Annotated in this window: 21 protein-coding genes and 1 tRNA gene; 10 read left to right on the top strand and 12 right to left on the bottom strand. The window is 66.7% G+C overall.

Annotated elements, in window-relative coordinates:
• The first annotated feature begins 120 nt into the window (after nucleotides 1-120).
• Nucleotides 121-954, top strand: a complete 834-nt coding sequence (locus GL279_RS16260) for a tyrosine-type recombinase/integrase (protein ID WP_155065662.1) — start codon at nucleotides 121-123, stop codon at nucleotides 952-954.
• A 26-nt stretch (nucleotides 955-980) separates the two neighbouring features.
• On the opposite strand, the gene GL279_RS16255 is transcribed toward GL279_RS16260, so the two are convergent.
• Together GL279_RS16255 and GL279_RS16250 are read right to left on the bottom strand one after the other, a co-directional pair.
• Nucleotides 981-1057, bottom strand: a tRNA-Arg gene (locus GL279_RS16255).
• Between the two features lie 102 nt (nucleotides 1058-1159).
• Nucleotides 1160-2590, bottom strand: coding sequence for a sensor histidine kinase (locus GL279_RS16250; protein WP_155065661.1), 1431 nt, complete (start codon nucleotides 2588-2590; stop codon nucleotides 1160-1162).
• 264 nt (nucleotides 2591-2854) lie between these two features.
• On the opposite strand from GL279_RS16250, the gene rpmH reads away from it, so the two are divergent.
• From rpmH to GL279_RS16220, 6 genes are all read left to right on the top strand, one after another.
• A complete protein-coding gene (gene rpmH, locus GL279_RS16245) occupies nucleotides 2855-2992 on the top strand; it encodes a 50S ribosomal protein L34 (protein ID WP_017998233.1) in 138 nt (45 codons plus the stop codon).
• Between the two features lie 35 nt (nucleotides 2993-3027).
• Entirely contained in the window at nucleotides 3028-3483 is a 456-nt protein-coding gene (gene rnpA, locus GL279_RS16240; RefSeq protein ID WP_155065660.1) for a ribonuclease P protein component, read from the top strand.
• A complete protein-coding gene (gene yidD / locus GL279_RS16235; protein WP_155065659.1) occupies nucleotides 3480-3710 on the top strand; it encodes a membrane protein insertion efficiency factor YidD in 231 nt (76 codons plus the stop codon). Before rnpA ends, yidD begins: the two co-directional genes overlap by 4 nt.
• Nucleotides 3711-3757: 47 nt before the next feature.
• A complete protein-coding gene (ttcA, locus tag GL279_RS16230) occupies nucleotides 3758-4651 on the top strand; it encodes a tRNA 2-thiocytidine(32) synthetase TtcA (RefSeq protein WP_155065658.1) in 894 nt (297 codons plus the stop codon).
• A gap of 94 nt (nucleotides 4652-4745) precedes the next feature.
• A complete protein-coding gene (locus tag GL279_RS16225; protein ID WP_246175353.1) occupies nucleotides 4746-6008 on the top strand; it encodes an EAL domain-containing protein in 1263 nt (420 codons plus the stop codon).
• A gap of 736 nt (nucleotides 6009-6744) precedes the next feature.
• Entirely contained in the window at nucleotides 6745-8058 is a 1314-nt protein-coding gene (locus GL279_RS16220; RefSeq protein ID WP_211371347.1) for an MFS transporter, read from the top strand.
• 108 nt (nucleotides 8059-8166) lie between these two features.
• Here the strand turns inward: GL279_RS16220 and bioD are convergent, their stop codons facing one another.
• From bioD to GL279_RS16180, 8 genes are all read right to left on the bottom strand, one after another.
• Nucleotides 8167-8817: a dethiobiotin synthase gene (gene bioD, locus GL279_RS16215; protein ID WP_155065656.1), complete on the bottom strand. Its 651-nt coding sequence runs from the start codon at nucleotides 8815-8817 to the stop codon at nucleotides 8167-8169.
• A complete protein-coding gene (gene bioB / locus GL279_RS16210; protein ID WP_155065655.1) occupies nucleotides 8814-9818 on the bottom strand; it encodes a biotin synthase BioB in 1005 nt (334 codons plus the stop codon). The genes bioD and bioB overlap by 4 nt, the downstream gene beginning before the upstream one ends.
• A complete protein-coding gene (locus GL279_RS16205) occupies nucleotides 9815-10381 on the bottom strand; it encodes a biotin transporter BioY (RefSeq protein WP_155065654.1) in 567 nt (188 codons plus the stop codon). Before GL279_RS16205 ends, bioB begins: the two co-directional genes overlap by 4 nt.
• Before the next feature lie 88 nt (nucleotides 10382-10469).
• Nucleotides 10470-11138, bottom strand: a complete 669-nt coding sequence (locus tag GL279_RS16200; RefSeq protein ID WP_155065653.1) for a GntR family transcriptional regulator — start codon at nucleotides 11136-11138, stop codon at nucleotides 10470-10472.
• Between the two features lie 102 nt (nucleotides 11139-11240).
• A complete protein-coding gene (locus GL279_RS16195) occupies nucleotides 11241-12041 on the bottom strand; it encodes an HpcH/HpaI aldolase family protein (protein WP_155065652.1) in 801 nt (266 codons plus the stop codon).
• A 66-nt stretch (nucleotides 12042-12107) separates the two neighbouring features.
• A complete protein-coding gene (locus tag GL279_RS16190; protein ID WP_211371346.1) occupies nucleotides 12108-13115 on the bottom strand; it encodes a TRAP transporter substrate-binding protein in 1008 nt (335 codons plus the stop codon).
• Nucleotides 13116-13159: 44 nt separating this feature from the next.
• Nucleotides 13160-14440, bottom strand: a complete 1281-nt coding sequence (locus GL279_RS16185) for a TRAP transporter large permease subunit (protein ID WP_155065650.1) — start codon at nucleotides 14438-14440, stop codon at nucleotides 13160-13162.
• Entirely contained in the window at nucleotides 14437-15009 is a 573-nt protein-coding gene (locus tag GL279_RS16180; RefSeq protein ID WP_155065649.1) for a TRAP transporter small permease, read from the bottom strand. Before GL279_RS16180 ends, GL279_RS16185 begins: the two co-directional genes overlap by 4 nt.
• Nucleotides 15010-15178: 169 nt before the next feature.
• Here GL279_RS16180 and GL279_RS16175 point away from each other — a divergent pair, with 169 nt between their 5' ends.
• The 3 genes from GL279_RS16175 to GL279_RS16165 all read left to right on the top strand — a co-directional run bounded on the left by GL279_RS16175 (nucleotide 15179) and on the right by GL279_RS16165 (nucleotide 17729).
• On the top strand, nucleotides 15179-16204 hold the full coding sequence (locus GL279_RS16175; RefSeq protein ID WP_211371345.1) for a LacI family DNA-binding transcriptional regulator: 1026 nt from the start codon (nucleotides 15179-15181) through the stop codon (nucleotides 16202-16204).
• Nucleotides 16205-16326: 122 nt separating this feature from the next.
• Nucleotides 16327-16707 (top strand): DUF6180 family protein, encoded by a 381-nt coding sequence (locus GL279_RS16170; protein ID WP_155065647.1) that lies wholly within the window; start codon nucleotides 16327-16329, stop codon nucleotides 16705-16707.
• A 155-nt stretch (nucleotides 16708-16862) separates the two neighbouring features.
• Nucleotides 16863-17729 (top strand): GNAT family N-acetyltransferase, encoded by an 867-nt coding sequence (locus GL279_RS16165; protein WP_155065646.1) that lies wholly within the window; start codon nucleotides 16863-16865, stop codon nucleotides 17727-17729.
• Between the two features lie 9 nt (nucleotides 17730-17738).
• Here the strand turns inward: GL279_RS16165 and GL279_RS16160 are convergent, their stop codons facing one another.
• Nucleotides 17739-19058 carry an NAD(P)/FAD-dependent oxidoreductase gene (locus GL279_RS16160; protein WP_155065645.1) on the bottom strand — a complete coding sequence of 440 codons (1320 nt, stop codon included), beginning with the start codon at nucleotides 19056-19058 and terminating at the stop codon, nucleotides 17739-17741.
• 241 nt (nucleotides 19059-19299) lie between these two features.
• On the bottom strand, nucleotides 19300-20319 hold the full coding sequence (locus tag GL279_RS16155; protein WP_155065644.1) for an LLM class flavin-dependent oxidoreductase: 1020 nt from the start codon (nucleotides 20317-20319) through the stop codon (nucleotides 19300-19302).
• Nucleotides 20320-20361 lie beyond the last annotated feature (42 nt).

Raw genomic sequence — 20361 nt, 5'->3', positions numbered from 1 at the left:
CCGAAACGCAGGCCCGCGTCGGCTGCGCCAGCTGGAAAGCTACGCCGCCACGGGCCTGCTCAACCGCGCGCCAAAGGGGTCACTTTTGGGCGCCGATCGGGGGGGCCGTTTGGATGCCGATTGACAATCAAGGCCTTGGAAAGCCCCCGGGTCCGGGGCGTGTTCCTGGAATATCAGGAAGAAATCGGCCGCGACCGGCCGCGCGAAGCTGACAACCGGCTGTCTGTTCTGTCGGCGGTGTTTACCTATGCGGCGCGCAAGGGCCGGCTCAAGGACAACCCGCTGGCGGGCTTCGAGCGCATCTATTCCGGCGACCGCTCCGAGATGATCTGGACTGCTGCCGATATCGCGACCTTCATGCAGGACGCGCCATTGGAGCTGCAGCAGGCGCTGATTCTGGCGCTGCACACCGGCCAGAGGTATGGCGACTTGATCCGCCTGCGGTGGGCCGACTTCCAAGGTGAGACGATCAGCCTGCGCCAGAACAAGACCAAGGCGCGCGTGACAATCCATGTCTCGCAGGCTCTGCGGTGGATGCTGGACAGTATGGGCCGGGCAGGGCCTTACATCCTGACCCGCGCCGATGGGCGCCCGTGGTTTACCGAAGGCAACGACAAGGAGCTGGGCAAGCAATGGTCGGCCCATATGGTTGCCTGCGGTCTGCGGCCGGAGGGCTATGCCGAGTTGCCGAAGGCGAAGAAGGCCGAGTATCTGCGCTTCAATGATGTGCGCGGCACGGCTGTCACGCTGCTGGCCGAGGCTGAAAATGGCATCCCGCAGATCTGCGCCGTTACCGGCCACACGCTGCAATCGGCCACCCGGATCTTGGAGAAATATCTCGCCATGACCCCGGCGCTTTCCAGGGCGGCAATCTTGGCATTTGAGAACAGCCCGGCAACAGCATTTGCAAACCGGCTGCAAACTACCGCAACTCCGGGTAGGGAGGCGATCTAATTGCCTAGTATCTTCAATGAGATAAATGGCGGACCCAGAGCGATTCGAACGCCCGACCCCCAGATTCGTAGTCTGGTGCTCTATCCAGCTGAGCTATGGGTCCGCTGTGAGGCGGTTATCTAGAGATAGGTCCGGGGGGGTGCAAGGCCGAAAATGCATCGCGGCGCAGAAAAGTTTTCGCGCCCGCGGAAAATACTGAAATTGCTTAGGAATCACTGCCATCTTCGCGCAGCGACAGGCCGGCCAGCTCGCGCGGCAGGGTCAGGCAGAACTGCGTGCCCTCGGAATCGCTGCGCAGCAGCTCGAGTTTGCCGCCGTGGTTGCGCACCAGATCGGCGGCAATGGCCAGACCCAACCCGGTGCCGCCCTTGCGCGAGCCGCCTGAGAACGGCTGGAACAGGTAATCGCGCGCTTTTTGCGGCAGGCCGGGCCCGGTGTCACCGACGCGGATGAACCAGCCCGATTCGTCCTCGCCGGCGCCGATCTCGATGGTGCCGGGCTGGCGCGTGGCCTCGATGGCCTGACGGGCGTTGCGCACCAGATTGGACAGCACGCGGAACAGCTGGTCGCGATCGGCGCGGATCATCAGGCCCGCCGGCACGTCGGTCAGGAACTCGATGCTGCCCGCGCCATCCACCCTGTCCGAAGCCAGGGCCTCGGCCTCGGTCACCTCGGTTACAAGCGAGGCAAGGTTGAACCGCGACAGCGACGGTGCCGGCTCTTTGGCCTTGCCAAAGGCCAGCGTGGTCTCGCACAGGTTCACGGCGCGGCTGATCGAGTTCACCAGTTTCGGCGCGGCACGGCGCACGGCGGGATCCTCGCTGGTCTCCAGCCGGTCGGCAAAGATCTGCGAGGTGGTCAGGATATTGCGCAGGTCATGGCTGATGCGGGCGACGGCCTGACCCAACTGGGCCAGCCGTTCCTTTTGCTTCAGGGCCGAGGTCACCGTGCGCTGCATCGCCGCCAGCGCGGTCTCGGCCTCGTTCAGTTCCGAAAGCCGGGCAGTGGGCGTGATGATCGAGCGCGCGTCCTCGGGGGCATTGGCATAGGCGGTCATATGGCTGATGACGCGCCGAATCGGCACCAGCAGCAGCCGCTGCGCCGCCACGTTCAGCAAAAGCGCCGTCAGGATCGAGAATGCGGCCGAAATCGCCAGCAGGCGCAGCCCATAGTCGATCATCTCGGTGCGCAGCCGGGCGGTGTCCATGGTGATCTCGATCAGTTGGCCGGCCTGATTGACCGGGGCGCCGATAACGCGGATCACGCGATTCTGCGGTTCCAGCAATTGCGCCAGCGCATCGCGGGCCGAGGTCCAGAAGGGCTGGGCGCGCAGGTCGTAGGTGGCCGAGATCGGATGCGGAATCGGCGAGGACAGCACCAGCTGGCGCACATCGTTGCGCCGCAGCACTACGTTGAACACGCCGGCATTCTCCAACAGCTCGGATTCCACGTCCGAGGCCAGCGTTTCATCGGTGGCGAGCTGCGCCAGACTGGCGATCTGGGCGCGCTCCAGCCGTGATTCCAGATAATCCAGCCGGTAGTTCGCCAAAGACGGCAGCAGGATCAGCAGCTCGGCAAGAAGCACGAAAATCCCGGTCAGCAGCGCGAATCGCCCGGAGAGGGTATTGAGGGACATGTCGATCTGCTATTCCACCCCAGTTCCTGGTGTCGCTGGTTCCACATAAGCCTTTGCCGGGCGCAGTTCAAACCTGCGTGACTGCCCATGGGTTCCCTGAGCGCTGCTCCGATGTGGAATTGGACATTGATTTCTGCCCCGGACGGGGCGGTTGTGGTTGACTCGCGGGCGGGCTGCGACTATGCAGCGGGCCTCGAATAGACCGGCGCGTCTTGCGTGGGCCTCTTGCCCATACCCTGACACGCCCTGACCCGGAGTTTGAAGATGTCGAAACGCACCTACCAGCCGTCGAACCTGGTTCGCGCCCGTCGCCACGGCTTCCGCGCGCGCATGGCGACCAAAGGCGGCCGCCGCGTTCTGAACGCCCGCCGCGCCAAGGGCCGCAAGTCGCTCAGCGCATAAGCCTGCAGCGCCGCGAGGCGTCTGGGCAATTGCCGATGGTCCGGCCTGACAAAGATGCCGCCGCCGAATCGCCGTCCCCCGTGGATGCGGTCGGGGCGGCTTCCAGCGTTTCGGACAGCCCCGGTCCGGTCCGGCCCGAGGTCCTGCGCAAGCGGGCCGATTTCCTGCGCGCGGCCTCGGCCCGCCGGCAGGGGACGGCCGGCTTTCTGCTGCAGGCCCGGCGGCGCGGCGATGATTCCGCGCTGATCCGCATCGGCTTTACCTGCTCGAAAAAGATCGGCAACGCCGTTGCCCGCAACCGCGCCAAGCGCCGGCTGCGGGCCTTGGCGCGCGAAATCCTGCCGGTCGGCGGGCAGCCGGGCTGGGACTATGTGTTGGTCGGTCGCCCCGGCGCCACGATCGAACGCGATTTCGCCGCACTGCGTCAGGATCTGGAACAGGCGCTGCGCCGCATCCACGGGCAGGGGCCCGGACCGGGGGCCGGGGCATGAGCCCGCTGGCGCAGGTCGTGGCCTTGCCGGTGCGCGCCTATCGGCTGGTCGCCAGCCCTTGGGTCGGCCATGGCTGCCGGTTCCAGCCGACCTGCTCGGCCTATGCGCTTGAGGCGCTGGAGCGGCATGGTGCGTTCAAGGGCGGCTGGCTGACCCTGCGCCGCATCGCCCGCTGCCATCCTTGGGGCGGGCATGGCCATGACCCGGTGCCGGGATCCGAGGACTGACGCCCGGCGTCATCCGTGATATGAAGCCGCGACAAGGAGCGGGAGCGATGCGCGACGAGATCGACGATCAGGACGAGACGCAGGACGAGATTCACCCGCTGTTTCGCGGCGCGCCGTCCTCGACCGAATTCCGCAAACTGCGCAAGCGTCTGGTGCGCGAAACCCGTGCGGCCATTGAAACCTATGACATGATCCGGCCCGGCGACCGCTGGCTGGTCTGCCTGTCGGGCGGCAAGGACAGCTATACGCTGCTGGCCGTCCTGCATGAGCTGAAATGGCGCGGCCTGCTGCCGGTCGAACTCTTGGCCTGCAATCTGGATCAGGGCCAGCCGGGGTTCCCGGCCACCGTCCTGCCCGAATTCCTGACCGACCGTCAGGTCGCCCATCGCATCGAATATCAGGACACCTATTCCATCGTGAAGGAAAAGGTGCCCGAAGGCCGGACCTATTGCGCGCTCTGCTCGCGCCTGCGCCGTGGCAACCTTTACCGGATCGCGCGCGAAGAGGGCTGTCAGGCCGTCGTTCTGGGCCACCACCGCGACGATATCCTTGAAACCTTCTTCATGAACCTGTTCCACGGCGGCCGGCTGGCCTCGATGCCGCCGAAGCTTCTGAACGAAGAGGGTGACCTGAACGTGCTGCGGCCGCTGGCCTTCATCGCCGAGGCCGATTGCGAGAAATTCTCGCGGCTGATGAACTATCCGGTGATTCCCTGCGATCTGTGCGGCAGTCAGGAAGGCTTGCAGCGCATGCAGGTGAAACGGCTGCTGGACGAATGGGAAACGCGCAGCCCCGGCCGCCGGCAGGTGATGTTCCGGGCGCTGATGAATGTGCGCCCCTCGCATCTGCCCGATCCGAAACTGTTCGATTTCAGCGCGCTGGATCCGTCGGATTTTAAGGAAAAACCGGCCGGAGACGTGCCGGTGCTGCGCGAACTTTAACGGAACGAAAAGCGGATCGGTCTAGGCTCGGGTCAGGAAACTTGATTCGGGACGAATGATGGCCAACGCAATCGCATCTGCGGCATCCAGATTGATGCAGATCGTCAAGGGCGGCGCGACCGGGCAGCCGGGGCGGGACCGCTCGCGCGCGGTGCTGGTGCTCAGGGTGGAAAACCGCGACCTGCTCTGCACCAGCCTTGGCTCGGCGCTGCTGGACCGGATGATGGAGATGATGGCGCTGCGCCTGACCAGCGAGCTGCGCTTTCTGCCGCAGGACCGCTTTCCCGGTCAGGCCGAACTGTGCGGGCCGATGTTGCGTCGGCGCACCGGCGCCTTGCCGGGTCTGCTGGCGCAGCTGGGGGTGATCTGCCGGTCGGATTTCGACCTTGGCGATATCCGGGTCACGCCGGTGGTCAATGCGGTGATCGTCGGTGATGAGCGTGGCGAGGCCGAATTGCAGGCGCTCTACCGCTTTGGCCGCGAAGCCTTGGCGGCTTGCAGCCCGCTGACCCCCACCGGTCAGATCCGTTTCGTCGAATATCCCGATGGCGACGGCCTGCCGCTGGGCGGGGCCGAGCCGCTGTTTGCCGCCGATCAGATCGCGCTGCGCTATCAGCCGCAGATCTGCTGCGACACCGGGGCGCTGGTGGCTTTGGCCGTGGTGGCCGAGGTGATGCATCCCGAACTGGGCCGGCTGGATTTCGAGGATGTCGCCCCCCGCCTTGGCCGCGAGGCACTGGCCGATTGCGCGCGCCTGATCCTGCGTCAGGCACTGGCCGCGCTGGCGGGCTGGGACAGGCTGGGCCGCAGCGTGCCCTTTGTTTCGGTTTCGCTGAGCGACCGCGAGCTGGCCGATCCCGGCCTTGCCGATGCCCTCCTGTGGGAGCTGGACCGGCTGGACATGGCCCCCGACCGCATCGAGATCGAGGTGACCGAGCCTTTGGGCCGGGTCGGTGGCCGGGTGCCGGTCACATCGACGCTGCAGCGGCTGGCCGCCGCCGGTTGCCGCATCGCCGTCGGGAATTTCGGTCAGGCCAGCGCCGGGCTGGACGATCTGCGCAGCTTTTGCGTCGGCCGGGTGCGGATCGGCCGCAGTTTCGTCGCCGGCTGCGACCATCGCGCCGACCAGCAGCGGATGATCCTTGCCATTCTGGCGCTGGCCGAACATCTGCGGCTCAAGACGCTGGCCGATGGCGTGCTGAACCTTGAGGAGAAATCCTTCCTGTCGCAGATCGGCTTCAACGCCGTGCAGGGCAGGGCGGTCTCGCCGCCGCTGACGGCCAGCGAAACCGACGATCTGCTGCTACGCCACGATGATGAGTTGCCGCGGCCCTTCATCCTGAAGCGGAAAGCCTGACACTAGGCGTGGGGCGGGCCGGGGCGTGGGAGACGCGCTGCGGGTTTTGCCCCCCGCCGGCGAGGGATCATGCCGTCCCGGATTTCCGGGCCGCGCGGGCGGGCGCTCCGGGCGGTTATGACACATTGCGCTCGCGGCTGAGCCGGCGTGGTCCTGGTGCCCTTCGTAGCTTGGGCTGGTGCTTGGCCGCTATCTCAACTCTCAAAGCGACCTATGGACGCGCTCCGAACTGAAACGGTGCCCCCGGGAGCAGGAAAGGGGCGTCCGTTCGGCGCATTGATAGCAGCGCAGACTCGCACATCGCGAGGCACGGCGACGAGGATGCGCAGGCCCGAATGCCCCTGACAATCGCCGATGCGCATAGGCCCGACGTCGTTCTAAGCCCCGGATTCTCGACTGCTGCTTAACTCAGGCCTGCCGCCTTGGCGCAGTAACCACCGCCTATGCGCGGGCCGTGGTCTTTAAATGATCTCATGTTGTTATAGGCGGGAACCCGCTCCAGACCCGACAACGGCTGATCGCGGTATCCCCACCCGCGCTGGCGGCAAATTAACATCATGTTACGTATCGGTGCCAAAGGATATTTGACGTAAGGTCCACTGCCTGCGAGTTATGAGCCATCACATGTGGCGCGGGGGAAATGGCGCCATCAGGGGAGGAATGCTTATGAGCGCTTCATCGACCGGCGTGTCGAAGGGTCGGAGTCAATCAAGCAAGGCCGCGGCCAGCGGCTGGATTGGCTCTGCGCTGGAATATTACGATTTCTTCATCGACTGCGGCCTCGCTGGTGTTCCCGCAGGTGTTCTTTCCTTCGGAGAACCCGCGCACGGCGATCATCGCCTCGCTGGCGACCTATGGCGTGGGCTATATCGCACGCCCGATCGGTGCCTTCGTTCTGGGCCATTGGGGTGACACCCATGGCCGCAAGAACGTGCTGATCCTGTGCATGTTCCTGATGGGCATCTCGACCCTGCTGGTCGGCTTGCTTCCGACCTATTCGCAGGTCGGCATCCTTGCCCCGATCCTTCTGGTCGTGCTGCGCCTGATCCAGGGCTTTGCCGTTGCCGGCGAGATCTCGGGCGCCAGCTCGATGGTGCTTGAGCACGCGCCGATCGGCCGCCGCGGCTTTTTCGCCAGCTTCACGCTGCAAGGCGTGCAGGCCGGCCAGATCCTTGCCGCCGCCGTCTTTCTGCCGCTGGCGCATTTCATGCCCGACGACGCCTTCAACAGCTGGGGCTGGCGGGTGCCGTTCCTGCTGAGCTTCGTGGTCATCGTCGCCGGCTGGATCATCCGCCGCGAGGTCGAGGAAACCCCGGCCTTCCAAAAGGAAGAGGCCCGGCAATCGGTGCCGCGCTCGCCGGTGATCGAGGCGATCCAGACCAGCTGGCCCGACATGATCCGCGTCATCTGCATGGCGCTGATGAACACGATCCCGGTCGTCGCCACCGTCTTTGGTGCCGCCTATGCGGTGCAGGCAGCCTATGGCATCGGTTTCCCCAAGGACGTCTATCTGTGGATCCCGGTGATGGGCAATATCCTCGCCTGCGTCATCATCCCGATGGTGGGCAACCTGTCGGACAAGATCGGGCGCCGTCTGCCGATCATCGTCGGTGCGCTGGGTTCGGGCCTGCTGGCCTTTGGCTATCTCTATGCCATCTCGATCCATTCGGTGCCTCTGGCGATCCTGATGTCGCTGCTGATGTGGGGCGTGGTCTACCAAGGCTACAACGCGACCTTCCCCAGCTTCTATCCCGAGCTGTTCCCGACCCGGACCCGTGTGTCGTCGATGGCGATCTCGCAAAACATCGGCACCACGATCACCGCGCTGCTGCCGGCCCTGTTTGCCACCGTGGCGCCTCCGGGTTCGACCAATGTGCCGATGATGGTGGGCTCGATCGCCTTTGCCATCACCTGCATCGCGGCAGCGGCGGCCTTCTCGGCGCGCGAGACCTTCCGGGTGCGCATGGAGGATCTGGGCAAGCCCGACGCCGTGCCGCTGGACCCGCAGACCTACGAGCACCTGCGCGCCGAGGCTCTGGCCAACCGCTGATCCGGCTATAAGGACTGGAAGGGCCCCGCCACGCGGGGCCTTTTCCTTTTTCCGAAACGGAGACAGTTCTTTATCGGGCACAAGGACAGGCCCTGAACAGGCGGCCGCTCATGAATCGGTTGGGCGCGTCCCACTCGATCCGAACCGGGCATCGGCAAAGCCTGCGGCAAAAGCCGCGCTCAGCGTCGCCCGGTCCAAAGGCTCGATCCAGGGCAGGCGGCCAAGGATGCGGACATTGCCGAGCTCGGCGATGATCCGCGCTGTCGCCTCTTCGGCCGCGCCGATCAGGGCGACGCCCAGCACCGGGACATGGCGGTCGCGCAACGCCCTGAGCGACAGCAGCGTGTGGTTGATGGTGCCCAGCCCGGTGCGCGCGCACAGCACCACCGGCCGGCGCCAGTGCGCGAACAGGTCCAGAAAGGTGATCTGCCGCGTCAGCGGCACCATCACCCCGCCGGCACCTTCGATCACCAAGGGGCCGGGCAGGCGCGGCACCGCCATTGCCATGGGCGCGATGGCGATGCCCTCGATCTCGGCCGCCCGCTGTGGCGAGACGGGGCTGCGCAGCCGATAGCTTTCGGGCAGGATGCGGTCGGCGCCTAGCCCGCCCAGTCGCATCACCGCTGCGCTGTCGGTTTCGTCATCGAGCCCGGCCTGAACAGGTTTCCAATAGCTGGCCCCCAGCCATGCGGCGAGGCCGGCGCTGAACACGGTTTTGCCGATGCCGGTGTCTGTCCCGGTGACGACAATGGCGCTCATGTGGCGGTGGCGCAGCTGGGGCAGGCGGGGGCCGGCTGCGGCCGCGCCGCGCGCATTCCCAGTTCGGCCAGCATCATCGCATCGCGGTCACGGCCCGGGTTTTCGGTGGTCAGCAGCACGTCGCCGGTAAAGATCGAGTTCGCCCCGGCCAGAAAACACAGCACCTGCGCCTCGTCGCTCATGGCGTTGCGCCCGGCCGAAAGCCGCAGCACGCTTTGCGGCATCAGCAGGCGGGCCAGCGCCACCAGCCGCGCATAGGCGATCGCCCCCGCCGGTTCCGCCATGGCCATGACCGGCGTACCCTCGATCCTTTGCCACATGTTCAGCGGCACGCTTTCGGGGTGATGCTCCAGCCCGGCCAGCATGACCAGCATCGAGATGCGGTCCGCGACCGTTTCGCCCATGCCGACGATGCCGCCGCAGCAGACCTTGATGCCGCCCGCCCGGACATGGGCCAGCGTCTGCAGCCGGTCGTCCATGCTGCGCGTGGTGATGATCCGGGGGTAGAACTCGCGCGAGCTGTCGATGTTGTGGTTGTAGTAATCCAGCCCGGCCCCGGCCAGCTGTTCGACTTGCGGCGGGGTCAGCATGCCCAGCGTGACGCAGGTTTCCAGCCCCAGCGCCTTGACCCCGGCGATCATGGCGCAGACGGCATCCATGTCGCGGTCTTTGGGGCTGCGCCATGCCGCCCCCATGCAAAAGCGGGTGGCGCCGCCGTCGCGGGCGCGGCGGGCCTCAGCCAGCACGGCGTCGACCTGCATCAGCTTGCCCGCCTTGACGCCGCCCTCCCATTTGGCGCTTTGCGCGCAATAGCCGCAATCCTCGGGGCAGCCGCCGGTCTTGATCGACAAAAGCGTCGCCGTCTCGATCTCGGCGGGGTCGAAATTCCGCCGGTGCACGGTCTGGGCGCGGAACAACAGCTCGGGAAAGGGCAGGTCGTAAAGTGCCCGCGCCTCGGCCTCGGTCCAGTCGTGGCGCGGGGTGTCGGTCGCGGCGCTCATCGACCGAACCTCGCCGCCAGCCGCGCGGGCATCAGCGCGGCGCCTAGTGCCACCATGGCGATATTGATCAGATCGCCCAGGATGAAGGGCGAAAAGCCAAAGGCGACGACCTGTCCGGCGGGGACGTAAAGGCCCAGCCAGGGCAGGCCGAACCCGTAGGTGACAGCAAGCCCCGCCAGCATCGCCAGCACCTTGCCAATCATGCCCCGACCACGCGCCAGCGTGCCCGTGACCCAGCTGGCCACCAGATAGCCCAGCAGATAGCCGCCGGTCGGGCCGACCATATAGGTCAGACCGATGCCACGCTCGGGCGTGCCGGAAAACACCGGCAGTCCGGCGGCGCCCGCCGCCAGATAGGTCAGGAAGGTCGCCGTGGCCATGCGCGGCCCCAGCGCGATGGCCAGCCCCATGACCGCCAGCGTGTGCAGCGTCATCGGCACCGGCCAGGACGGCACATGCAGCTTGGCGCAAAGTGTGATCAGCGCGACGCCGGGAATGATCGTCGCCACGATCCGGGTCAGGGCGCGGACATTCGGCCGGGCGAGGGTGCTTGTCTGGCTCATGGTCTCTCTCATATTATAGATAATCTGTAGTGATATCTATAATGAATCCAGAAACCCGGCAGGTCCGCAAGTGGTGTAATAGATAATTCTAGCCGACTATCGCGAAAGCATCGCGCTTGCGCCCGCCCGCCACGGGAACCGGGCGATGTCCGACCCATTGCACATGGCGCGCCAGCGTCGCGCAGGCGGTGTCGATGTCGCCCTTGCGCAGCGCGACGAGGATGGCGCGGTGGTCGTGGTCGGTGCGGGTTTCCCAATCCGATTGCCAGGCCGAGAACAGGAATCGCGCGCTGGCCGCGTGCAGGTCGTCGATGGCGGCCAGCAGGCGCGGCATCCGGCAGGGTTCGATGATCAGCCGGTGAAAGCGCCGGTTGGCTTCCTCCCACGAGCGCACGTCATGGGAATCGTCGCCGGCCTTGGTCGCTTCTTCGGCGGCATCCAGAATGGCCGGGGTCAGATGCGGCGCAGCGTGGCGCAGGGCCAGCACCTCCAGCGCGGCGCGCATCTCGGCGACCTCCTTCACCTCGGACAGGTCAAAGGCGGCGACCCGGACACCCCGGCGCGGTTCGCTGACCGCCAGCCCCTGCGCCTCAAGACGCCGGAAGGCCTCGCGCACGGGGACGTGGCTGGCGCCGAATTCCTCGGCGATGTGATCTTGCCGCAGCCGGGCGCCCGGCGCGATCTCGCCCGCGATGATGCGGTCGGCGAGGCTGCGGCTGATGCGCGCGGCCAAGGTCTCTTCGGATTTCGTGCTCATGTTTTATAGATAATTTGTGGGGCGACGATTGTCGATGCCTGTTTGCGCGCGACGAAGCGGGGCGCAGGGATGCCCGGCGCCGTCGGGCGCCGGGCCTTGGGGTCAATAGGCGCGGGCCAGATCCTGCGCGGCGCCGGTCGCCTTGCGATGATCGTCGAGCACGGCGCGGGCGGCATCGCGCAGCAGCGCGACATCATGCGGCCCGGCAACGACACGATGGCCGCGGGCGAAAAGGTCGCGGGCGCTGGCCCCGGCATGGGGCACCGTGCCCAAGATCTTGCCGGCGGCACGGATCGCGGTCTCGGCCCGGCGCACCAGTTCCTGCACATCGGCATGATCGGTCTGTTCCAGCCGGCCGATCGAGCCCGCCAGATCGTTCACGCCGATAAAGATGATGTCGGCCCCCGGCGTCGCCGCGATCTCGGCGATATTGGCGACGGCGACATGCGATTCCACCTGCAGCGCGATCAGCATTTGCTGGTTGGCCTTGTGGATGTAATCGGGTTCCAGCCCAAAGGTCGAGGCGCGCACCACGCCGGCGGCATAGCCGCGAATGCCCTGCGGCGGGTAAAGGCAGGCGGCGACGGCCGCGCGCGCCGCCTCGGCCGTCTCGACCGAAGGGATCATCACCGATTGCACGCCCGCATCCAGCACGCGTTTCAGGAAGACGTGGTCGTTCCACGGCACCCGGACCATGGCCGGGGTCGGCGTGGTCTCGATGGCGCGCAGCGTCTCAAGGATCTCGCGCGTTTCGCCGATGCCATGCTCATGATCCGCCAACAGGAAATCAAAGCCGATATGGCCTAGGATCTCGGCAGTGGTGGGCGAGCCGCCGCCCACCCAGCACCCATAGGCGGGCTGGCCGGCAAGCAGGCGTTCCTTGAGGCGGTTCTTGCTAAACATCTTTGTCATCCGGGTCGAAGGGGAACCGCGCGACACCACGCCGCGCGGCTTTGGGCGATCAGCCGCTCAGTTGCCGCCGCGCGTTCTGGCGATGGTGTCGTTGAGCAGTTTGACCAGTTCGGGGTTGGCGCTGGCCGAGAATTTCTCGGCGACCGGCGCGGTCTTGTCGCGGAAGCGTTGCAGCTCTTCGGGGGAAAGTTCGGTGACCTCCATGCCGGCGGCCTTGAGATCGGCGACCGCCTTGGCATCGGCATCGCGGGCCAGCTGGCGCTGGTAGGTGCCGGCCTCGGCTGCGGCGTCCTGCAGCAGCTTCTGTTCCTCGGGGCCCAGCTTTTCCCATTGTTTCTTCGAGAACATCACCACCTGCGGGTTATAGGTGTGCCGCGTGATGGTCATGTATTTCTGAACTTCGTTCAGCTTGGCCGTCAGGATCGAGGCAGCCGGGTTTTCCTGCCCGTCGACCGTGCCGGTTTCAAGCGCGGTATAGACCTCGGGGAAGGGCATCGGCACCGGGTTGGCCCCCAGCGCCCCGAACATGTCCAGATAGATCGGCGATTGCACCACGCGGATCTTCAGGCCCGAGAGATCTTCGAGCTTGGCGACCGGGTGGCGGTTGTTGGTCAGGTTGCGAAAGCCCAGCTCCCAATAGGACAGGGCGACCAGCCCCTTGGGGTCCAGCTCGGCGGCCAGTTTCTGGCCGACCTCGCCGCTCATGACGGCATCGACCTCGGCGGGGGCGCTGAACAGGAAGGGCAGGTCCAGCAGCGCGAAATCGGGCGCGATCCCCGACAGCAGGCCGGCGTTCATCGTCGTCATCTGCAGGACGCCCCCCTGCAATGAGGTGATCGTCTGCATGTCGCCGCCCAGCATGCCTGCGGGGAACACCTTGACCTCGATCTTGCCGCCGCTTTTCTCTTTCACGATCTCGGCGAATTTGTGCATGCCCAGCACGATGGGCGAGCCGTCGGCGCCGGCGCTGGCAAAGCGGATCGTTTGCTCGCGGATCTCGGCCTGCACGGCCAGCGGCATCACCGCGGTCAGCATCAGGCCCGCCAGCATCGACTTCAGTTTCATTCGCATGTCCATATCCTCCTCTGATGGACGAAATTTCCGCTGGCTCAGCGCGAGAACCACGCCGCCGGCACGGTGACCAGACCGGGGAACAGGATCATCAGGCCAAGGATGATCAGCTGCGCCAGCATAAAGGGCGTCACGCCCCGGATCACCGTCGCCATGCTGGTGCCGGTGACGCCTGCGGTCACGTTCAGCACCGTGCCGACCGGCGGCGTGATCAGGCCGATCGAGTTGTTGATGATGAACAGCACGCCGAAATAGATCGGGTCGATCCCCGCCGCCTGCACCACCGGCACCAGCACCGGCCCAAGGATCAGGATGGTCGGCGCCATGTCCATCGCGGTGCCGACCACGACGATCAGCAGCATGATCATCAGCATCAGCAGCTTGGGGCTGTCCATGAACGGCTCCAGCAGCTGCACAACCTGTCCGGGCAGGTCGGCGATGGTGATGAGCCAGGCCGAGACCAGCGCCGCCGCCACCATGAAGATCACCACGCTGGTCACCTTGGCCGCGTTGACGAAGACGGCGTAAAGCTCGGCCGGGCGCAGTTCGCGATAGATCACGATCGACACGAACAGCGCATAGGTCGCGGCGACCACGGCGGCCTCGGTGGGCGTGAACAGGCCGAATTTCAGGCCAAAGATGATGATGACCGGCAAGCCGAGCGCCCAGAGGCTTTCGCGCAGCGCCCGCAGGCGTTCGGCGCGGCTGGCGCGCGGGCGCCGCTCGATGTCCTCGCCGCGCACGACGATCCACCACGCCACCGCCAGCGCCAGACCGATCATCAGCCCCGGCGCGATCCCGGCCATGAACAGTTTCGAGATCGACAGGTTGGTGGTGACCCCAAGCAGGATGAAGGCGATCGAGGGCGGGATGATCGGCCCGATGATCGAGGCCGAGGCGACCAGCCCGACCGAGCGCGCCTTGTCATGGCCGGCCCGCACCATCATCGGCACCAGAAGCGCCCCCAGCGCCGCCGCATCCGCCGCGGCCGAGCCCGACAGCGCCGACAGGATGCAGGCCGCGATGATCGCCACATAGCCGAGGCCCCCACGCACATGGCCGCACAGCGCCAGCGCCAGGTTCACGATGCGCTTGGACAGGCCGCCGGCATTCATGACCTCGCCCGCCAGCATGAAGAAGGGCACCGCCAGCAGCGTGAAACTGTCGGTGCCGCTGACGACGTTCTGGGTCAGGATCTGCGCGTCAAAAACATCCAGTTGCACCATCAGCGCCACGCCGCACAGGATCAGCGCATAGGCGATGGGCATGCCAATGGCCATGGCCGCGAGCAACGAGGCGATAAAGACGAGAATGGTCATTTGCGGCCTCCGGTCGCCTCGTCGTCCCCGGTGGGGATGGATTTCTGCATGGCGGCGTCGATGTCCTCCTCGCTTTCGCGGATCTCGACCAGTTCATCGTCGCCGATCCGGCCCAGAGCCGCGCGCAGCAGCTGCACGACGAACCACAGCGCCGAGGCCAGCGAGAACAGCAGCACCGGCGCATAGAACCACGCCTGACTGACGCCCAGCACCGGGGTGGTGGCGTCCAGCGTGATCAGCGCCTGCTGCCAGCCGCCCAGAAACACCAGCCATGTCGCGTAAAGCATCAGCCCGTTCGACAGCAGGAAACAGACCAGCCGCCCGCGCCGCGACAGATGCGCGACCAGCGTGTCCACGCCCAGATGCCGGCGCTCGAACAGCGCGGCCAGCGCGCCCAGAAAGACCATCCAGACGAACAGCAGCCGCGACAGCTCGTCCGAGACCGTCAGGCCGGAATTGAAGGCATAGCGCAGAACGACATTGCCAAAGACCAGAACCAGCATCACCGCCATGCACAGCGCGATGGCGGCTTCGATGGGCTTCCTGATCCAGCCGATCGACTTTTCCATTGGGTCCTCCTTTCCCGTCCCGGCGATTCGCCGGCCTCCTGACGGGGTATGTATGCGCTTACATCACATCGCCGAGATTCCTGTCAACTGTGCTAATCATCTTGCCGGGGCGGGCTGTTTGCTTATGTATGCGAATACAGGTCAGGGACACAGCGACCGGGGGAGCAGGGTGAACGCACACAGGAAAGGTCCGACCGCCGCCGATGTTGCCCGCGCGGCGCAGGTCTCGACGGCCACGGTGTCGCGCGCCTTCAACAATCCCGAAAAGGTGGCCGCCGATGTGCGCGACCGCGTGCTGCGCGTGGCCAAGCAGCTGGGCTGGTTTCCCCATCCCGCCGGGGCGGCGCTGGCCTCACGGCGCAGCTGGCTGATCGGCGCGGTGATCCCGACGCTGGACAATGATGTCTTTGCCCGGCAGGTCGCGGCCTTGCAGGCCCGCGCCATGCAAGAGGGCATGACCGTGCTGATCGGCAGTTTCAACTATGACCCCGAGCAGTCGCTGGCGCATGTGCGCACCATGCTGGCGCGCGGGGTCGAGGCGCTGGCCATCGTCGGGGAATCGCACCCGCCCGAGCTGTTCCAGATGATCGAGGCCCGCGGCATCCCCTATGTGCTGACCTATGGCTGGCGTCCCGACATCGCCCATCCCGCCATCGGGTTCGACAATGCCTGCGCCTATGCCCGCATCACCCGTCACCTGCTGGATCTGGGCCATGAACGGTTCGGCGTCATCCACCAGCCGCTGCACAACAACGAACGCGTCGGCCAGCGGTTGCTGGGCATCCGTCAGGCGCTGGCCGAGCGTGGGTTGGGCCTGCGCCCCCGGCATGTCGTCGAGGGGCCGGCACGGCTGGAGTTCGGCGCGGCGGGTCTGGAGCGCATCCTTGCGGCCGAAGGGCCGGTGCCGACCGCCATCATTTGCGGCAATGACGCGCTGGCCATCGGGGCGCTGCATGCCGCGCGGGCGCGCGGGCTGAACGTGCCGCGCGATCTGTCGATCACCGGCTTTGACGACAGCGAGATCGCGGCATGGACCGAGCCGCCGTTGACCACCTATGCCGTCGATTACGCCGCTATCGGCCAGCGCGCGGCCGAATATCTGCTGGCGCGGCTGGAGGGGCGCGCGGCCGATGTGCTGGGCGCGGTCGGCGGCGGGCTGGTGGTGCGGACCTCGACCGCGCCGCCACCGGGCTGAGGCCCGCCCGCGCCGGGCGCAAGCGGTCGTCGGAACATTCCCGCCGATGCGGAATGCCGCAAGATGACGGCGTCACCCGATGGGCTATCATCCCGCCTGTTCTCAGGTAACGGAGATTTTCCATGCAGCATTCGCATTTCGCCCTCGCCGCCGCCGCCGTAATCGGGCTCGCGCTTCCCGCGCTGGCGCAGGACACCGATTTCAGCCTGACCTATCATGTCGAGCGCACCCCCGCCGCCCGGCTCAGTATCGAGACCTGCGGCAAGACCGTCGCCGATGCCGCCGCCAGCGCCGGGCTGCAAGGCGTGACGCAAAGCTATCCCGGCCAGCTGGTGACCGTCAGCGGTGGCGCGGCCCCGCGCGGGGCCTTTGTCGTGCAATGCATCGCCGTCGGCGACACCACGGTCAGCGTGGTGCAGGGCATCGACTATCGTGCGCAAAAAGGCGCGCTGGGCGAATTCGCCGATCAGGTCTTTGCCGCGATCAAGTCGGCGGTCGAATAGCGCGCCCCCGGCCAATGCCCGGCCTGCGCCACCCGCCGCAGGCCGGGCAAAGGCGCCGAAACGGCAGGCTATTCTGTTTCGCGGCGGGATTCAGCAGTTTCGCCCCGGCCCGCAACCCCTAGGATGGGGCAGGATCCACTTGCGCAGGGGCTGACATGGACATCTCTTCCACGGTCGAGATCGGCGGCTATCAGCTTGAATGCTGTCCGATGACGGTCGCGGATATTCCGCGCCTGCACGAGCTGTCGGTCTCGGTCAGCTGGCCGCATCGCGCCGATGACTGGGCGATGGCGCTGGCCTTGGGCCGGGGCTGGGTCGCGCGCGATCCGATCGGGCGGGTGCTGGGCTCGGCCATGTGGTTTCCGCTGTCCGAAGACGTCGCCTCGGTCGGCATGGTCATCACCTCGCCGAAACTGCAGGAAAACGGCACCGGGCGCTGGCTGATGGGCCGGATCCTGTCGGAAACGGCGGGGCGGGCGCGGGTGCTGAACGCTACGAAAGAGGCCTATCGCCTGTATGTCTCGCTGGGGTTCAGGACGCTGGCCGAGGTCAGTCAAATGAACGGCATCATCACCGCCTGCCCGGACTTCCCCTGCCACGCCCGCCCGATGCGCCCCGAAGACCGCGCCGCCATCCTTGCGCTGGACGAGGCGGCGATGGGCCTGTCGCGCCGGGCGGTGATCGAGACGGTGCTGGCCCTGTCCGAAGGGCTGGTGATCGAACGCGCTGGCCGGATCGAGGGGTTTTCGCTGATGCGCCCCTTTGGGCGCGGCAGGGTGATCGGGCCGATCGTGGCGCTGGACGAAGCCGATGCGCTGGCCCTGACCGGGCCCTTTGTCGCCGCCCATCCCGGCGCCTTCCTGCGCGTCGATACCCGCGAACCGCAGGGCGCCTATCGCGATTTCCTGACGGCGGCCGGGATGACGCGCTATGACACCGTGCTGCGCATGGCGCTGGAGGCGCTGCCCGAGCCGGCGGGACCGGCCCGGACCTTTGGTCTGGTCAATCAGGCGCTGGGTTGAAGCACCGGATCAGAATTCGGCCACCTTGCCCCAGACCGAACGGTTCAGCCGTGCCGGGTGATAGGGTTTGGGATCGACGATCGGGCTTTGGCCGGTGATCAGATCGGCGATCATATGGCCCGCGCCGGGGCCGATGCCGAAACCATGGCCGCTGAAACCGGCGGCAAGGATCAGGCCGGGGATCGTCGTCTCGCCGATGGCGGGCACGCCGTCGGGCGTGCTGTCGATATAGCCCGCCCATGCGGCGCTGATGGGCAGAGCTTGCAGGGCCGGGAACAATTCGCGGGCCCGGGTCAGGGTCAGCTGGATCTGGGCTATGTCGGGGCGCGGGTCCAGCACGCGCATCCGCTCCATCGGCGTGGGCCGGTCCAGCCGCCAGCGGGCCAGCGTCTCATGCCCCGCGCGCCAGCCCTGCAACCCGCCCGGTGCCAGCGACTTGCGCCGCTTGAAGAACATCGGCAGGAATTTCGACCAGTGCCGGACCTGCTGCGGCGTCACATCGACGCGCGCCGCGCCCGAGACGGCCAGCGTATAGCCGCCGTCGCCGCGCCGGGTGATCGACACGCGGCTGGTATGGACCGCATCCGGCAACTCGGCCCCCGGCCCGACGGCCAGAATCGACGAGCGCACCGAGGCCTGCGGAAACACCAGCCCCTGCTGGCGCAAGAATGACGAGGCCCATGCCCCGCCGGCCATGACCACGGTGCGGGTGCGGATGGTGCCGCGTTCGGTCACCACGCCCGCGACCGCGCCGCCCTCCAGCTCGATGCCGCGCGCGGCGCAGGACTGGATGACGCGGCCGCCGAATTTCTGCACCCCCAGCGCCACCACCGGCGCCGCACGGGCCGGATCGGCGATGCCGTCGCTGGGCGAGAACACGCCGCCTTTCCAGCTTTGGCCGGTGGCCGCGCCGCGGACGGCCGCCTCTTGCGCGTTCAGCATATGGGTCACGACGCCTTCGCCACGGGCGAAATCGCGCCAGCGCGCCCAGCCGGCGATCTCGGCCTCGTCATTGGACAGATACAGCAGCCCGCAGCGGCGAAAGCCCGGATCCTGCCCGATATCGGCGGCCATCCGGTCCCAGAGCGCAAGGCTTTTCGTCGAGATCGGCAGCTCGCGCGCGTCGCGGTTCTGCTGGCGGCACCAGCCCCAGTTGCGGCTGGATTGTTCGGCGCCGATCCGGCCCTTTTCCAGCAGCACGACCGACAGGCCGCGTTGCGCCAGATAATAGGCGGCACAGGTGCCGACGATGCCGCCGCCGATCACCACGGCATCGGCCTGCACGGGGATGTCGGTTGCGGTCTCGATGCTGAGCAGCGGGGCGGGCATGAGCGTCTCCTTCTTGCGCGTTCAGGCTAGGCGGAACCCGCAGGAGCATGTGCCGCAAATCGCGCGACGCCGAAATTTTGTGCCGTTTCGTCCCGCAGGCGCAGAGTGCAGGTCAGGCAGGGGATTTGCCCCGCCTGTGGCGCGGACAACGGCGCCGCAGGCCGGTCCGGGCGGCATATCCTGCGCAGGGCGGGCACGCGAAAGCGGACAGGGCGGCCCAAGGGACCGCCCGCCTGTTCTGTCAGCGCCAGCCCAGTTCGGGCGCGACGTGTTTCAGGATGTTTTCGATCACATGGGCGTTGTATTCCACGCCCAGCGTGTTCGGCACCGTCAACAGCAGCGTATCGGCCTCGGCGATGGCCTCGTCGCGGGCCAGTTCCTTGACCAGCTGCCCCGGCTCGCCGGCATAGCCGCGCCCAAAGATCGAGCGGGTGTCGTTGATGAACCCGATCTGGTCCGCTTCCTTGCCGCCCCGGCCGAAATACATCCGGTCGCGGTCGTCGGTCAGCGCAAAGATCGAGCGGCTGACCGAGACGCGCGGCGTGCCTTCGTGCCCGGCCTCTTTCCACGCCTCGCGATAGTAGCGGATCTGCTCGGCCTGCTGGACGTGGAAGGGCTTGCCGTTCTCATCGTCCTTCAGGGTCGAGCTTTGCAGATGCATGCCCATCTGCGCCGCCCATTTCGCGGTCGCGTTCGAGCCAGCGCCCCACCAGATGCGGTCGCGCAGACCCGGCGCATGCGGCTCCAGCCGCAGCAGGCCCGGCGGGTTCGGGAACATCGGGCGCGGGTTCGGCTGGGCAAAGCCCCGGCCTTCCAGCAGGCCCAGAAACACCTCGGCATGGCGCCGCGCCATGTCGGCGTCGGTTTCGCCCTCGGCCGGGCGATAGCCAAAGTGTTTCCAGCCGTCGATCACCTGTTCGGGCGAGCCGCGCGAGATACCCAGTTGCAGCCGCCCCTGCGAGATCAGGTCGGCGGCGCCGGCATCCTCGGCCATGTAGAACGGCTTTTCATAGCGCATGTCGATGACGGCGGTGCCCAGCTCGATCGTCTTGGTGCGCGCGCCGGCTGCCGCCAGCAGCGGAAAGGGTGAGGCAAGCTGCTGGGCGAAATGGTGCACGCGGAAATAGGCGCCATCCGCGCCCAGTTCCTCGGCGGCGACGGCGAGGTCGATGGATTGCAGCAGGGTGTCCTGGGCGCTGCGGGTGGCGGCGCCGCGATCACTGGACCAATGGCCAAAGGACAGGAAGCCGATTTTCTTCATTTCTCGATCCTTGTTTCGCGCCCATGGGGGCGGCCTGTGTCA

The organism is Paracoccus limosus, from assembly GCF_009711185.1.
GTDB lineage: Bacteria > Pseudomonadota > Alphaproteobacteria > Rhodobacterales > Rhodobacteraceae > Paracoccus > Paracoccus limosus.
Note: the sequence above shows the minus strand (reverse complement) of the source record. Positions and strands in the feature narration are given on the sequence as shown.

Excerpts from the sequence above, each read along its gene's own strand:
- GL279_RS16250 (WP_155065661.1), bottom strand. The coding sequence starts at position 2,590 with ATGTCCCTCAATACCCTCTCCGGGCGATTCGCGCTGCTGACCGGGATT.
- rpmH (WP_017998233.1), top strand. The coding sequence starts at position 2,855 with ATGTCGAAACGCACCTACCAGCCGTCGAACCTGGTTCGCGCCCGTCGC.
- rnpA (WP_155065660.1), top strand. The coding sequence starts at position 3,028 with ATGGTCCGGCCTGACAAAGATGCCGCCGCCGAATCGCCGTCCCCCGTG.
- yidD (WP_155065659.1), top strand. The coding sequence starts at position 3,480 with ATGAGCCCGCTGGCGCAGGTCGTGGCCTTGCCGGTGCGCGCCTATCGG.
- ttcA (WP_155065658.1), top strand. The coding sequence starts at position 3,758 with ATGCGCGACGAGATCGACGATCAGGACGAGACGCAGGACGAGATTCAC.
- GL279_RS16225 (WP_246175353.1), top strand. The coding sequence starts at position 4,746 with ATGCAGATCGTCAAGGGCGGCGCGACCGGGCAGCCGGGGCGGGACCGC.
- bioD (WP_155065656.1), bottom strand. The coding sequence starts at position 8,817 with ATGAGCGCCATTGTCGTCACCGGGACAGACACCGGCATCGGCAAAACC.
- bioB (WP_155065655.1), bottom strand. The coding sequence starts at position 9,818 with ATGAGCGCCGCGACCGACACCCCGCGCCACGACTGGACCGAGGCCGAG.
- GL279_RS16205 (WP_155065654.1), bottom strand. The coding sequence starts at position 10,381 with ATGAGCCAGACAAGCACCCTCGCCCGGCCGAATGTCCGCGCCCTGACC.
- GL279_RS16200 (WP_155065653.1), bottom strand. The coding sequence starts at position 11,138 with ATGAGCACGAAATCCGAAGAGACCTTGGCCGCGCGCATCAGCCGCAGC.
- GL279_RS16195 (WP_155065652.1), bottom strand. The coding sequence starts at position 12,041 with ATGTTTAGCAAGAACCGCCTCAAGGAACGCCTGCTTGCCGGCCAGCCC.
- GL279_RS16190 (WP_211371346.1), bottom strand. The coding sequence starts at position 13,115 with ATGAAACTGAAGTCGATGCTGGCGGGCCTGATGCTGACCGCGGTGATG.
- GL279_RS16185 (WP_155065650.1), bottom strand. The coding sequence starts at position 14,440 with ATGACCATTCTCGTCTTTATCGCCTCGTTGCTCGCGGCCATGGCCATT.
- GL279_RS16180 (WP_155065649.1), bottom strand. The coding sequence starts at position 15,009 with ATGGAAAAGTCGATCGGCTGGATCAGGAAGCCCATCGAAGCCGCCATC.
- GL279_RS16170 (WP_155065647.1), top strand. The coding sequence starts at position 16,327 with ATGCAGCATTCGCATTTCGCCCTCGCCGCCGCCGCCGTAATCGGGCTC.
- GL279_RS16165 (WP_155065646.1), top strand. The coding sequence starts at position 16,863 with ATGGACATCTCTTCCACGGTCGAGATCGGCGGCTATCAGCTTGAATGC.
- GL279_RS16160 (WP_155065645.1), bottom strand. The coding sequence starts at position 19,058 with ATGCCCGCCCCGCTGCTCAGCATCGAGACCGCAACCGACATCCCCGTG.
- GL279_RS16155 (WP_155065644.1), bottom strand. The coding sequence starts at position 20,319 with ATGAAGAAAATCGGCTTCCTGTCCTTTGGCCATTGGTCCAGTGATCGC.